Genomic DNA, 13806 nt, shown 5'->3' with positions numbered 1-13806 from the left:
CTGGTGAGCTGAAGCAATATCAACTGGAAAATAAACCTGTCCTGCGCAGTAAGAAGAAGGATGGGGTGTATCAAGAATGATGGGGGATCTTGACGACCTACAATATTGTTCGGCTAGAGATGGCTGCCATGGCAGTGCAGCATAACGTTGAGCCACAGAGAATAAGTTTCATTAATGCCCTGTTTTTAATCCAAGATGAGTTTGGTTGGAGCGACAGAGGGAGTCCAGGAGCGATCCCACAGCACTTAAAACGACTGAGGGAAAATGGCAAAAGGTTGATTTTACCCCCGAAGAGGAAGCGGCCCAGCTACCCGCGTGTGGTGCTAAAGAAAACGGTGAAATATCCAAGTAAAAATGCCACTCGCTCTTAAGCGAGTGGCATTAAGTCATGCACTGGGCTTTTGCATTGATGGGGGATAAAGACGGATTAGTCTGCCCAGCGAATATGGGTGACTAAACTGTGACTCTCGCCGGGAGCCAGCGTTAATTTATCTTCAAGCACATTGGCAGCTTCGAGACACACCATGGTCAGATAGTCTTCGTCATTAAAGCGGGCAAGGCGAGTTGATTTTTCAATCCAAGGATTCCACAATACGGCCGAGTGGCTATTTTCGCGGCTCACTTCAATCACACCTTGGGGCGTATGTAAGTGTTGTACCGGGCCTAGGTTGGTGTAAACGCGGTCGGTTTCGCGGTCGAATAGCACATCATCTGTCGTTTGCGGGTAAGGCCCTTCGGCAAACTCAATATATTGAGCGCCACTAAAGCCAGTGGCTTTAAGCTGGTGAATATCTTCAATTGGAAAATAGCTGTGTAGTGCTTGAGTGAGCGTAACGGGCACATTGCCGAGGTTAGTGTTAACTAAGCAGATACTTAGGGTTTCACCTAAGGTAAAGAGGACGTTGACTTGGGTATGGTGCGGCCAAAAGACCTTATCTTCTTCACTGATCGTTAAGCTGAAACGCAAATCTACCAGTTGATTACGCATTTCAACCGACTCAAGTGTCCAAATACGGGTACGGGCAAAACCATGTTGCGGAAAATTTGCCTGATTGCTCATGCCAAACCAAGGCCAGCAGACGGGCACGCCACCACGGATCCCATTACCGGGTTGATAGTCATCCGCCAAAGACACCCATAACAAGGGGGGCTTACCTACGGGTTGAAAATGGTCGATTTGCGCGCCCTGTAAAAAAATCCTTGCTTGGCATAACGCAGTGTTCACTTCGACATAATCGAGCCCGTTTGCGTGTTTTTTGGTGGTAACAGAACCCATAGTAACAATATCCTCAACCTGATGACGTATCAGCAATACAGGCACTTAGCTTACAAACTTTTGCACTTGAGCATAAGCCTTTGTTGCGATCAATTTACGGTTTTGCTGTTCGATTGTGCAAACAAAAGTCATTGTACCAAGGTCCAGATGCTTCCTTTTTCAACAGATTTAGCTAAAGTGGTCAGAGCACTTTGTCAATTGTCATAAAAATGAAAGGGAAGCGATTATGCCAGTCTATCAAGCACCACTACGTGACTATCAATTTATCCTCGATGAAATGTTGCATATTTATCAGCAAGATGCCCTAAAAGGCTTCGATGAAATCGACCCCGATTTGGTCGATGCCATCCTACAGGGTATGGCGGATTTCAGTACTGAGGTCATGTTGCCGTTAAATAGTGTAGGGGACGTTCAGGGCTGCAAACTCGCGGATGGCAAAGTGGTTACCCCCGAAGGTTTTGCCGACGCCTATCAGCAGTTTGTCGACAATGGCTGGCCAACACTGACCTGCGATCCCGCCTATGGTGGTCAAGGACTGCCCGAAGTGGTCGGTATTTTCGCCACCGAGATGCAAACCTCGACCAACATGGCCTTTGCCATGTATCCCGGCCTTACCCATGGCGCCTATGCGGCCATTCATGCCCACGGTAGTGAGGCGCTTAAACAGAAGTATTTAGCCAAATTAGTGAGTGGTGAATGGACTGGCACCATGAACCTAACCGAATCCCATGCCGGAACAGATTTAGCACTGCTGCGTACTAAGGCTGTTCCCGCAGCGGACGGCTACTTTGCGATCACTGGTGAGAAGATTTTTATCTCCTCGGGCGACCATCAATTTACCGATAACATAGTGCACTTAGTGTTAGCACGCTTGCCCGATGCGCCCGAAGGGGTTAAGGGCATTTCGCTGTTTGCCGTGCCCAAAGTGTTAGTGAACAGTGATGGCAGTTTAGGTGAGGCGAACAGCCTCTATGCCAGTGGGCTTGAACACAAAATGGGTATCCACGGTAACTCAACCTGTGTGATGGTATTTGAGGGTGCACTCGGTGAGTTAGTGGGAGAACCCCACCAAGGGCTGCGCGCCATGTTTACCATGATGAACCAAGCGCGTTTGGGGGTTGGAATGCAGGGATTAGGCGTGTCCGAAATCGCCTATCAAAATGCCTTAGCCTATGCCAAGGACAGATTGCAGAGCCGCGCCATTAGTGGCGCTAAAGCGCCTGAAAAAGCTGCCGACCCGATTTTGGTACACGGTGATGTGCGCCGGATGTTGTTATCGCAAAAAGCCTTTAATGAAGGTGCTCGGGCACTCGTTGGCCAGCAGGCGCTGTGGCTCGATGAAGCAGAGCGCCATAGCGATCCTGCCAAGGCGAAGGTGGCTGCCCAGTTAGCGGCATTATTTACGCCAGTGGTGAAAGGCTTTATCACAAATCGTGGTTTTAACGCCTGTGTGGATGCCCAGCAAGTATTTGGTGGCCATGGCTATATCCACGAGTGGGGAATGGAGCAATTCGTGCGTGATAGCCGTATCGCTTTGATTTATGAAGGCACAAATGGCATTCAGGCGCTCGATTTAGTTGGGCGTAAGCTGCTGAGCGATCGCGGCGCCGCCATGCAGCAATGGTCTGCGTTAGTGACTGAGTTTATTCAATCACAGGGTAAAGATCCGCAAATGCAGCCCTATATCAGTGGGCTAATGGATTGCGCCACCGATTTACAAAAGGCGAGCGGTTATATAGCGACCCATGCGGCCAGCAATCCCGACATTATCGGCGCGGCATCAATGGCGTATCTCGAGTTATTTGGTATTACTGCCCTTGCCTGGATGTGGGCGCGTATGGCGAAGATTGCACTCACTGCACTCGAAAATGGCACGCATGAGGCTGACTTTTACCAGGCTAAACTGAAAACGGCGGACTTTTACATGGCGTATTGGGCCGTGCAGAGCCGCAGCCTGCGTAAACAATTGGAGCAGGCGAGTGAGATGCTAACCACGCTCGATGAGGCGATTTTTTAAGTCTTACCTTCAAAGAGTTACAACCCGTCAAAGCCAGCAGCGTGATGCTGGCTTTTTTATTAAGATGGCTTTCATTCTGCGTCATTCAGTAAGAGCTATACACTAAGATCCATTCAGCCATTCAGCCATTCAGTAAGAGCCATGCCGCTATATCCACACCTAACGAATGGACTCTCTTTACAATTGTTACAAATCCTGACCGATGTAAATTTAAATGAGAATTATTGTCATCTAATAATCAAACTTTATAATGACGGCACATTTTAGATGACATGGGTAAACCGCAGGTTTGCTCAAGGTTGGGGTACTTTGTGAAATCACGTTTTGCCTATTCAATACTAACGCTTGCCCTGATGCCGCATTTGGTCTTTGCGGCTGCGCCTAACGCTCAAGAGCGTCAACCCGAGCAAGAAAGTGCTTCAACGGCACAAGCCGATATACAAACCAATACACAGGCCGAAGTACAAGCCGAGACTAAGGCGCCAGAGCGAATTGTCGTGCGTGGTCGCGCCATGCAAATGTATGTCGATAAAGAGACGGAAATCGGTACTAAAACGGCAATTAATGTGATGGAGCTGCCGCAGTCAGTACAAGTGCTGACCGAGCAACTAATTGACGATCAAGCCGCCCGCAATATTACTGACTTATACCGCTCCATTGCCGGTGTAAGTGAATTTAGCTATTCCGGCGTGACCTTTCGTGGCTTTCGCGACGATGCCAACGTGTTTTACGATGGCGTGCGTGGCGATCCATATTCGGGGTTTTCGGTGCCACAACTGTTCAACGTGAAGCGGGTTGAGGTATTAAAAGGCCCCGCATCGGCACTCTATGGCGGCGGTGAGCCCGGCGGCATGATTAACTATGTCACCAAAAAACCGACCTTTGTCGAGCGTAAAGAGCTCACCTTAAGCACGGGCAGTTACGACATGATGGGCGGTTCGCTGGATTTCACTGGCGGCTTAACCGAGGATTTAGCCTATCGATTGGGAGGCTATTATCAACAGGAAGATAGCTTCCGTAACAATGCCGATAGTTTAAATGCCGAAGTAGCAGGTGGCTTACTGTATGAAATCAGTGACGATACTAAGCTCACCACCACATTCGATCTGATAAGACAGGATTTGGGCGGCAATCGACTCCGTGGTGTACCCGTGGATGATGCGGGGAATTTCCTCGTTGACTCATCCTACAATGCCAACGAGAAAAGCGACTTCCAGAAAATGGATGCCTTGGTGCTGCAAGCGATTCTCGATCATCAATTTAGTGATGATTTTTCGGTAAAAACTCAAATTCGTTATCTGAATAATGAATCCGATCAGCAATATCACGAATCCCGTGGCTGGGTCGATGTGAACGGTGATGGTAAGGCAAACAGCGCAGATGGCACCATCAAACGTGAATATCGTGTCCAATCCCGTGCCAATGACGAAATCAGTTTAACCAACGATTTTGTCTATCGCTTTAATGCCTTAGGTTTTGAGCATGAGTTTCTGTTTGGTGGTGATTATCACTACGTCGAAACCGAATACCATTACAAGTTGGCGACCAGCAAGGAAGGCGTGGGTAATCTCAATATCTTTGAGCTGAATTACGGTGAAACAAATCCGAGTACTTATCAGTTAAAAGACATGGATACCGACGGTACTCGCTCCAACCGTTTTGGCCTGTATCTGCAAGAGCATCTGCATTTCAACGAGCAGTGGTCTTTAATTGCGGGTCTACGCTTTAGCCAGTTTGATGATTACGACAAAAAGACCGGATTCTCCTTTAGCGATAATGCCATTACCCCAAGGGCTGGGCTGAATTATCGTCCAATCGAATCTATGTCTTTCTATTTGAACTACTCAGAGAGTTTCAATCCGGCATCATTGTCGGATCAAGAGAGCATTAAAAGTGACGGCGCACTCGATCCCGAAACTGGTAATCAAATAGAACTTGGGATGAAAAACGAGTGGCTCGATGGCCAGTTTATGACCACGCTTGCACTCTACCGCATTGAAAAACAAAATGTTGCCCAAGCAAACCCTCTAGATACCGGCGATGACGATGGTATTCCGAATTTAGTTAATTTTGGCGAAGTACGTAGCCAAGGGGTGGAATGGACGCTGGTGGGGGATCTTACGGATAACCTTACCGTAACGGCTAACTATGCCTATAACGATACCGAAGTGATTAAAGGCGTGACCAACGACAGCCTAACCAACACCTTTGGCGATGGCAAACACTTTGCCAATGCGCCGCGTCATCAAGCAGGTTTATGGACGCGTTACGATATTCAAGCGATTGATTCGGCGATTGCTTTTGGGATGGACTATGTGGGCGAGCAATTTAGCCTCAATGGTCAAACGGTGAAACCCCATACAGTGTTTGATATGAGCTGGACGACCCAATGGGACCAAACCCAAGTGCGCTTAAATCTGAAGAATATCTTCGACAAGGAATATGCTGTTAGCGGATTTAGTGAGCGCAATGGCCATTTCCCCGGTGAGCCACGCAATGTCACCTTGGAGTTGACCCATAAGTTCTAGCGTAAAGCTTCCAAGTCTCATCTATGCCCGCGTGATGATTCGTGGGCATAGATTGCTTATCAAGATATTGTATCTAAAGATAAATTTAACTATACCTTTTAATGTGCATGAGTGTTTTAGCATTGCTGCTAACCATGCCATGATCCGCGTAAAACGCTTCTCATATTTTATTTATCGATTACAACGATAGATTCTATCCGTTTTTGACTGTGACTATCTTTGTTTAGACTGAGCTTATCTATTCTCCATTGCGTCTTTGTTGCGATAAGGTCAGTTATGCCGCCGATTAGCCATTTATCTTCTGCTTCTCAATCTGTTACCGCGCCGAAAGTAGCGTTAATTGCAGAAGGCGGTGGCCAGCGCGGCATTTTTACCGCAGGCGTACTCGATGCTTGGCTCGAGGCGGAGTTCGACCCCTTCGATTTATTAATTGGTACCTCAGCAGGCTCGCAAAACTTGACCAGTTTTTTAGCCAGACAAAAGGGGTACGCCAAAAAACTCATCCGAGGGCTAACACGCCATAAACGCTTCTATCAACTAGGCCGCGGTCTGATCGGCGCCAATGTTATCGATCTCGACTGGTATTTCGAGCAGACTCAGCGTGGCAGTTTTAAGCTGGATTTAGCGGCGGCCAGTCAATCCCTTAATGGGCGAGAACTCCTTATTACGACTACGCGAGTCTCTGATCGCCAAGGGTATTTCTTGAGTCCAACCAGTCATGAGCACTGGCGTGAACTTCTCAAAGCCTCTAGCGCCTTGCCTTTTTTATATAAACAGGGGGTCAAGTTAACGCCTTGGTTAGGGATTGGATCTGCTAATCATAGCGATGCGACACTCGAACCCGAGCAAGACTTTTACCTCGATGGTGGCTTAGCGGCGCCGCTACCCGTGCGTGAGGCGTATAAACGGGGTGCCCGCAAAATTGTGGTGGTCAGGACGGTCAATGAGGACTTTCAAGCCCAATCGGCTTGGGTACATAAGCTTAAATCGTGGATCTGTGTTTCTGGTTTTTGTCCTAAGACCATTGATTACTTAGTGCAGCATGAAGAGGCCTATCAGGCCGAGCTAGACTTTATTGCCAATCCTCCTGATGATGTTGAAATTGTGCAGATTTTTGCGAAGGCGCCATTACAGAGCAAGTTGTTAGGCAGCACAGATGCGGATTTACGCATTGATTACCAGCAAGGGATAAAGGCGGGTAAGGCGTTTCTTGCTAAGTCTTCTTGGCAAACTTCTAAGGCTAACGATGTGACGCTCGTTGCACCGCTGGCGATATCGGCCTAGGTTATTAGTTCGATCTTACTTGAATCATTCAAGGTGATTTTCCAAAGCCGTATTTATGCTTGGCGCCGTGTGGCCAAGTTAAATCCAAGTCTTAAAGAGTTAGATAGTTAAAGATAAAAGCCACCCTAGGGCTGTCTCTCATACACAAATCCCTGAACAATGCTCAGGGATTTTTTTTGAACTCATTCCCCGCATTGTGATCAGATCGTCTAGGGCTAAATATTCGAGGCGATTATGATGAAGATGATGGATCCAGAGCAGTGGGCGCAATGTCAAGCAAACCTCAACGACCCAAGACGTACACAAAGACTTGTTTCACTGGCTACCTCTATTACCCAACAACCCGGAGTTGCCGTGTCCAGACTTCCCTTATCCCCCGCTGAGATGGAAGGGGCCTACCGATTTATCCGCAATGAGAATATTCAAGCCAGTGATATTGCTGAAGCGGGTTTTCAAGCCACCGCGCAGCAAGCTCGAGAGCATGACATTTTGTTAGCACTAGAGGATACCACCTCGCTGACTTACAAGCATGACAGTGTCAGGGAGGAGTTAGGTCATACCAATCAAGGGGATAAAAACCGTGCCATTCTGGCGCATTCTATCTTGCTGTTTTCACCGCAAAGCCAGCAAGTCGTTGGGCTGATTGAGCAACAGCGTTGGACGCGGGATATCACTAAGCGCGGGCAACGCCGCCAACATGCTACTCGCCCTTACGAGGAAAAAGAGAGCTACAAATGGGAACAAGCCTCCGCCAATATGTCTGCCCGTTTAGGCGAGCATATCAACAAGGTGATTTCCGTCTGTGACCGTGAGGCTGATTTGTTTGAATATCTGACCTATAAAACCCAGCACCAACAGCGCTTTGTCGTCCGCTCGATGCAGAGCCGATGCATTCAAGAGCATGCACACAAACTCTATGACTACTCGAATACATTACCGCTTGCAGCGACGAAATCTCTCCTCATTCCTCAGAAAGGCGGAAGGAAAGCCCGGGCGGTGACGCTGGAAATGAGATATGCCCGAGTGACCCTCAAAGCTCCAGCCAACAAACGCACTCAGGCAGACATCCCTCTGTATTACGTCAGTGTCGTAGAGCAAAGTCATCGTGAAGAAAAACTGGCATGGCACTTACTCACCTCCGAACCTATCACATGCTCGAAGGAGGCACTGGAGGTTGTCGGCTATGACGAGCGCCGTTGGTTGATTGAAGATTACCACAAGGTATGGAAAAGCAGTGGCACCGCGGTGGAAGAGCTGAGAATGCAGTGCCGTGAGAATCTGGAGCGTATGAGTGTGATACTGGCTTTTATCGCCACACGCTGACTCCAGCTTCGCTTTATGAAGGTATCCAAAGCGGAAGTGGCAGCACAATGTTGTGAAACGCTATTGGGTCAGAAAGCGTGGAAATGACTTTGGTTGAAAATGGAGGGACGTCCGTTACCTCAACAGGCACCCGATATGCAGTGGGCGTACGAGCGTCTGGCCAGATTAGGGGGTTGGAAAGATACCAAGCGGACAGGTCGAGCTTGTGTAGAGGTATTGTGGGAAGGATGGTTTAGGTTACAAACCATCCTTGAGGGTTACGAATTGGACATGTCTCTCAATCACGAAGACTTGTGATCAAGAGACAGCCATGGGGTGGTTCTATTGCTTTAAGCTGCATTTGATTGTGAATCATCAAGGTGNAATCGTGGCGGCCAAAGTGACACCAGCGAATGAACATGACACAAAACCGGTGAAAGNGATGGTGCACAGTGATATGAATAAACTCTATGCNGATAAAGGGNATATCAGTAAAGCNCTCTCCAGTGAATTGCTGGAAAAAGGCGTCACACTGGTGACAAACGTGCGTAAGAATATGAAAGCGAAGGCAATGTCGTTGTGGGATAGAGCGATGCTGTCGAGACGTTTCATNATAGAAACCATCAACGACCAGTTAAAAAATATCTCTCAAATAGAGCACTCTAGACACCGNAGCGTGCATGGTTTTATGCTCAATATGATTGCGGGACTTATCGCCTATCAATTGAAAGACAATAAGCCACAACTGAACATCACTCACGCGGAGTTTAATGCTATTGCAGTTATGGCTTGTTAAACCGATCTCAGGTTACTTAATCTATGAATCAATATCATTGGTTAATGATATCTAGTGAATGAGGTTCGTTATTTGGGAGGTGTTCGAGACTCAATGGTGCATGGTTTAGCAAATTGCTACAAAAAACTGAAACCTCAACAGGCTATAGCAGTAAGTGTTACACTGGAGGAAAAAGTAACCGAAAACGCTGGGGCAATCCCCTAAAAACCTTAACGCACACAGGATGTTAGTTATAAAAATACCCAGCAGTGCTGGGTATTTTTGTCAGCAAACTTGACCGCTTACTGAATGTTCTCTTCGTCGCCAAACTGACCTTGGAACAGTACAGAAGATAGGTAACGTTCGGCAGCCGAAGGCAGGATAACCACAATGTTTTTATCCGCAAACTCTGGCAGAGCCGCGATGCGGTTCGCCGCAACCACAGCAGCACCAGAAGAAATACCGACTAAAATGCCTTCTTCTTGCATTAAGCGGCGCGCCATGTCGATGGCTTCATCGTTGGTGACGGTTTCTACGCGATCGATCAACTCAAGATCTAAGTTGCCAGGGATAAAACCTGCGCCAATACCTTGAATTTTGTGTGGACCCGGTTGCACAGGTAATCCGGCCAGAGTCTGGGTGATAACTGGCGAGTCAGCGGGTTCTACCGCGACAGAAGTAATGGCTTTGCCAGCAACTTTCTTCAGGTAACGGCTCACGCCAGTGATGGTACCACCTGTACCCACGCCCGCAACAAACACATCCACAGCACCATCGGTATCGTTCCAGATCTCTGGACCTGTGGTTTTTTCGTGGATTTCAGGGTTTGCAGGGTTATTAAACTGCTGCAGCATAATGTATTTTTCAGGCGCTGATTGACGGATTTCTTCCGCTTTATCGATAGCACCTTTCATGCCTTTTGCACCTTCGGTCAGTACAAGGTTTGCACCTAAGGCTTTAAGCAGTTTACGACGCTCTAGGCTCATGGTGTTTGGCATAGTTAATGTCAGCTTGTAACCACGGGCGGCCGCCACATAGGCTAAGGCAATCCCTGTGTTACCTGAGGTAGGCTCAATCAGTTCGTGATCTTTGGTGAGCAGGCCTTTTTTCTCGGCATCCCAAATCATATTGGCACCGATACGGCATTTGACACTGAAACTTGGATTACGTGCTTCGACCTTTGCCAGCACTTTACCTTGGCTTACGCGGTTTAAACGCACTAACGGGGTGTTGCCAATAGTATATGAATTGTCTTCGAAAATTTTGCTCATGGATTGCTTGCTCCTATGTTTGCACTACTGAATCATAATCACCTGTGGCGCATTTAGAAGTGATTGTTTGTTCTTCTTTATTCGATTTGGTTATTAAAGGTAATTCTGTTATTTCGCAAAGCCGGATTGGCACTGACGTTAACTGTGTTAACCTCTTGCTAACATCAATAAAAAATAACCTGTAAATAGGAATAACCACTTGATGTGTCACTTATAAAACTTCTATCGGAATCGGATTGCTACCCACATGAAGCAACAACAAACGGACTTGGGCAAAGATCCAAGAACTATGGTCACCCCAAAGGCATTCACTATTGCCGAATCGGTACTTTACACCCCATTAGCGACGCCATTTAAGCGGGCGCTGGCGATGTTAATCGACGGTTTATTTATCACTATATTAGCCGAACAAATGGATTGGCTGTTTGTTCTACTGGTGGTGGGGATTATTTATATCGAGAAACGCAGTCGTCAGTTTGGTCGCTTACTCAAATGGGGCCTCTATGCCGCCATGCTGGGGTTGATGCTCTTTAGCTCGGCGGGGAATTTGTGGAACTTCCATCAATCGAGTAAAACTTCCCGCGAAAAGATTTCCGCACCACAAGATATCAATGCTGTTGTTAAGGCGATTCCAGGCCTTGTTTCCCTTGGACTCTGTGAAAATACCGATTGTGCCCGCGAACAGATCCGTGCTTTGCAGCAAACGCTCGAAACTCAGACGCTCGAAAATGTGCCCATTGAGGGGATGTCGGCAGTTGAGCGCCGCGATATGGTGTTAGATACTTTAGATAGCACGGAGTTATCCGAGGCCGATAAAGCACTGTTACGTGATGAAATTATGGCGGGTAGTCTCTGGCCCGAGGTAAAAGGGGGCGAAGTCACCCTAGATTCAACCAAGGGCTTAGCTAAAAATTCAACCAAGGATTCAAGCACATTACCACCTTCTTCAAAGCCAAATCAGTCGCTCGCAAACCAATCGCCCGATGGCACGCATGAAGCTGTTTCTGCACCTGAGTCAATAACCGATGGATTAGCCAACGCTCAAACCGATAATCGAGCGGCAATGGAAAATGCTTCCTTAGTTCCTGACATCAATCTCAATCCAGCACATCAAACCGAAAGCCCTAACAGTGAAGCCGATGAAGAGGAAGAGAGTGATACCCGCAGTGTGCTGGCGTGGATCAAAGGCTTTATGAGCGATATGGGCTTAGGTTTTGGCTGGGCTGCATTTTACTTCACCGTATTTACCGCTAAATTTGATGGTCAGACCTTAGGTAAGAAACTCTTAGGCATCCGCGTTATCCAACTCGATGGCGCTAAAATCAGCCTTTGGGGGGCATTTGGCCGCTATGGCGGTTATGCGGCGGGCTTCACGACGGGCTTACTGGGCTTTATGCAGATATTTTGGGATGCCAATCGGCAGGGGATCCAAGATAAAATATCTTCCACAGTCGTGATAGACTTAGCGCAAATGCATAAAAAGCAACAATTAGAGCAGCAACAGGCGCAGGCTGAACCCGCATTGGCCGCTGTGCCAACACAGAATAATGCGACGTCTGCTCACCTTACAACAAGCACCCGTTCGGAGCACCTATGAAACAGGTCGTTATTTCTGGCAGCGGTTTATTTACGCCGCCACACAGTATTTCAAATGAAGCTTTGGTGGAGAGCTTCAACGCCTATGTCGATATGTTTAACCTTGAAAATGCAGGACTAATTGAACAGGGCCATGTCGAGCCGCTGTCTTATTCCTCCAGTGAGTTTATCGAGAAGGCCTCGGGCATCAAACACAGATATGTGATGGTTAAAGACGGTATTCTCGATCCTGAAATCATGATGCCGCTTATTCCTGAGCGTAGCAGTGACGAGTTATCTATGCAGGCCGAAATTGGGGTTGAGGCGGCAGTAATGGCGCTTAAGCAAGCGGATGTGAAGGCCGAGCAAATCGATTTAGTGATCGTTGCCTGTGCTTATACGCAGCGCGCTTATCCTGCGATGGCAATTGAAATCCAGCGGGCACTCGGTACCCGTGGCTATGGCTACGATATGCAGGTTGCCTGTTCTTCAGCAACCTTTGCTATTGTGGCCGCCGCCAATGCAATTGCGACGGGCTCGGCGTCACGGGTGTTAGTGATTAACCCAGAAATTTGTTCGGCGCAGGTGAATTACCGTGACCGTGACAGTCACTTTATCTTCGGCGATGTAGCGACTGCTATGGTGCTCGAAGAGCAAAGCCTAGTGGCCGCCAATAAGGGTTTTAACATTGTTTCAAGCCGTTGTTTTACTGACTACTCGAACAATATTCGCAGTAATTTCGGTTTTTTAAATCGTTGCGATCCAAGCTCGGCGCATCAGGCGGATAAGTTATTCCATCAGCAGGGCCGCAAAGTTTTTAAAGAGCTGTTACCGATGATTTATCAGCATTTAGACGAGCATCTGGCCGAGCAATCCCTCACACCACAGTCCTTTAAACGTTTGTGGTTGCATCAAGCCAACATCAATATGAACCAATTCGTGGTGAAAAAACTGCTAGGGGATGAGGTAACGCCAGAGCAAGCGCCTGTGGTGCTCGATGAGTACGCCAATACCGCCTCCGCTGGCTCTGTGATTGCCTTCCATAAATATTCCGCTGACTTCAACGGGGGCGATTTAGGGCTATTAAGCTCCTTTGGCGCGGGTTACTCCATCGGTAGCGTGATTTTGCAAAAACGCTAAATCGACTCAGGCCCCATTACCAGCAATGGGGCCTTCGCTTTTATATTAGCATATTGATTAAACGGCTTGATGCGGTACCTTAGCCGAAAATGCCTTTAATCAGACAAGGCAGTTAGCTGCCTAAAAAACACTTTTTTAAAGCCTCAGTTGCAATGCGAGAACCTGCCATCATGACGCTTCTTCACCCTGATTCGGATATTCCGTTTCATCCCAATCCTGGCTGGTTTCTTGGTGCCTTTAATTGTTATGACCGTGAGGAAACGCTCGGGGAAACACTCAATCGCTACGATCCTTTAGATTCCGCGCAGCTGCAAGCGCTGTACGATGCTTATGTGTTTGATGAGTTTAGTGAACAGTCGGGATTTACCTCTGCCCACAGGGCGGCAATGGCAATGAATTTAATCGCCGCGCTGAGTGAGACAAAGCATGATTTCACCGCCTATTTAGCGATTGATGAGAGCGAGGAGGAATGGTGTTTTCCCTCTGAGTGGGCATTCCCTGAGCCACGCTATCCCTTTGAGCAGGCGTATATTGCGCTACTGCGACATTGGGGCGCGGAGCTCACTGCAATCGGGATTGCACTTCCCAGCCCAAGCTTATTGGGTATTTATGAGTCTTAGTTAGAATCTCGATTTAAG

The 13806-nt window shown here is 47.9% G+C and carries 8 protein-coding genes and 2 pseudogenes; 8 read left to right on the top strand and 2 right to left on the bottom strand.

The annotated features are described in order from the left end of the window. Window positions 1-427 precede the first annotated feature (427 nt). On the bottom strand, window positions 428-1276 hold the full coding sequence (locus tag EYR25_RS20160; RefSeq protein WP_133182496.1) for a D-hexose-6-phosphate mutarotase: 849 nt from the start codon (window positions 1274-1276) through the stop codon (window positions 428-430). A 226-nt stretch (window positions 1277-1502) separates the two neighbouring features. Here EYR25_RS20160 and EYR25_RS20155 point away from each other — a divergent pair, with 226 nt between their 5' ends. The 5 genes and pseudogenes from EYR25_RS20155 to EYR25_RS20135 all read left to right on the top strand — a co-directional run. Next, a complete protein-coding gene (locus EYR25_RS20155) occupies window positions 1503-3293 on the top strand; it encodes an acyl-CoA dehydrogenase C-terminal domain-containing protein (protein WP_133182495.1) in 1791 nt (596 codons plus the stop codon). A gap of 311 nt (window positions 3294-3604) precedes the next feature. Beyond that, window positions 3605-5821: a TonB-dependent siderophore receptor gene (locus tag EYR25_RS20150; protein WP_207953665.1), complete on the top strand. Its 2217-nt coding sequence runs from the start codon at window positions 3605-3607 to the stop codon at window positions 5819-5821. A gap of 276 nt (window positions 5822-6097) precedes the next feature. Next, on the top strand, window positions 6098-7105 hold the full coding sequence (locus tag EYR25_RS20145) for a patatin-like phospholipase family protein (RefSeq protein ID WP_133182492.1): 1008 nt from the start codon (window positions 6098-6100) through the stop codon (window positions 7103-7105). A 246-nt stretch (window positions 7106-7351) separates the two neighbouring features. Further along, window positions 7352-8725: pseudogene (locus tag EYR25_RS20140) on the top strand (IS4-like element ISUnCu8 family transposase). Window positions 8726-8735: 10 nt separating this feature from the next. Continuing rightward, window positions 8736-9203 (top strand): annotated as a pseudogene (locus EYR25_RS20135) (IS982 family transposase); the annotation flags it as partial. 281 nt (window positions 9204-9484) lie between these two features. Here EYR25_RS20135 and cysK read toward each other — a convergent pair. Then, entirely contained in the window at window positions 9485-10453 is a 969-nt protein-coding gene (cysK, locus tag EYR25_RS20130; RefSeq protein WP_011622282.1) for a cysteine synthase A, read from the bottom strand. 247 nt (window positions 10454-10700) lie between these two features. Between cysK and EYR25_RS20125 the strand changes: the two genes are divergently transcribed. The 3 genes from EYR25_RS20125 to EYR25_RS20115 all read left to right on the top strand — a co-directional run bounded on the left by EYR25_RS20125 (window position 10701) and on the right by EYR25_RS20115 (window position 13788). Next, the gene (locus EYR25_RS20125) at window positions 10701-12050 is read left to right on the top strand and encodes an RDD family protein (protein ID WP_133182490.1); all 1350 of its coding nucleotides are present in this window, start codon (window positions 10701-10703) and stop codon (window positions 12048-12050) included. Further along, the gene (locus tag EYR25_RS20120; protein ID WP_133182487.1) at window positions 12047-13168 is read left to right on the top strand and encodes a beta-ketoacyl-ACP synthase III; all 1122 of its coding nucleotides are present in this window, start codon (window positions 12047-12049) and stop codon (window positions 13166-13168) included. Before EYR25_RS20125 ends, EYR25_RS20120 begins: the two co-directional genes overlap by 4 nt. A 170-nt stretch (window positions 13169-13338) precedes the next feature. Then, window positions 13339-13788, top strand: coding sequence for a hypothetical protein (locus EYR25_RS20115; protein ID WP_133182485.1), 450 nt, complete (start codon window positions 13339-13341; stop codon window positions 13786-13788). Window positions 13789-13806 lie beyond the last annotated feature (18 nt).

This window comes from Shewanella decolorationis, assembly GCF_004354305.1.
Lineage (GTDB): Bacteria > Pseudomonadota > Gammaproteobacteria > Enterobacterales > Shewanellaceae > Shewanella > Shewanella decolorationis.
This window is presented reverse-complemented; position numbering and strand designations above follow the sequence as displayed.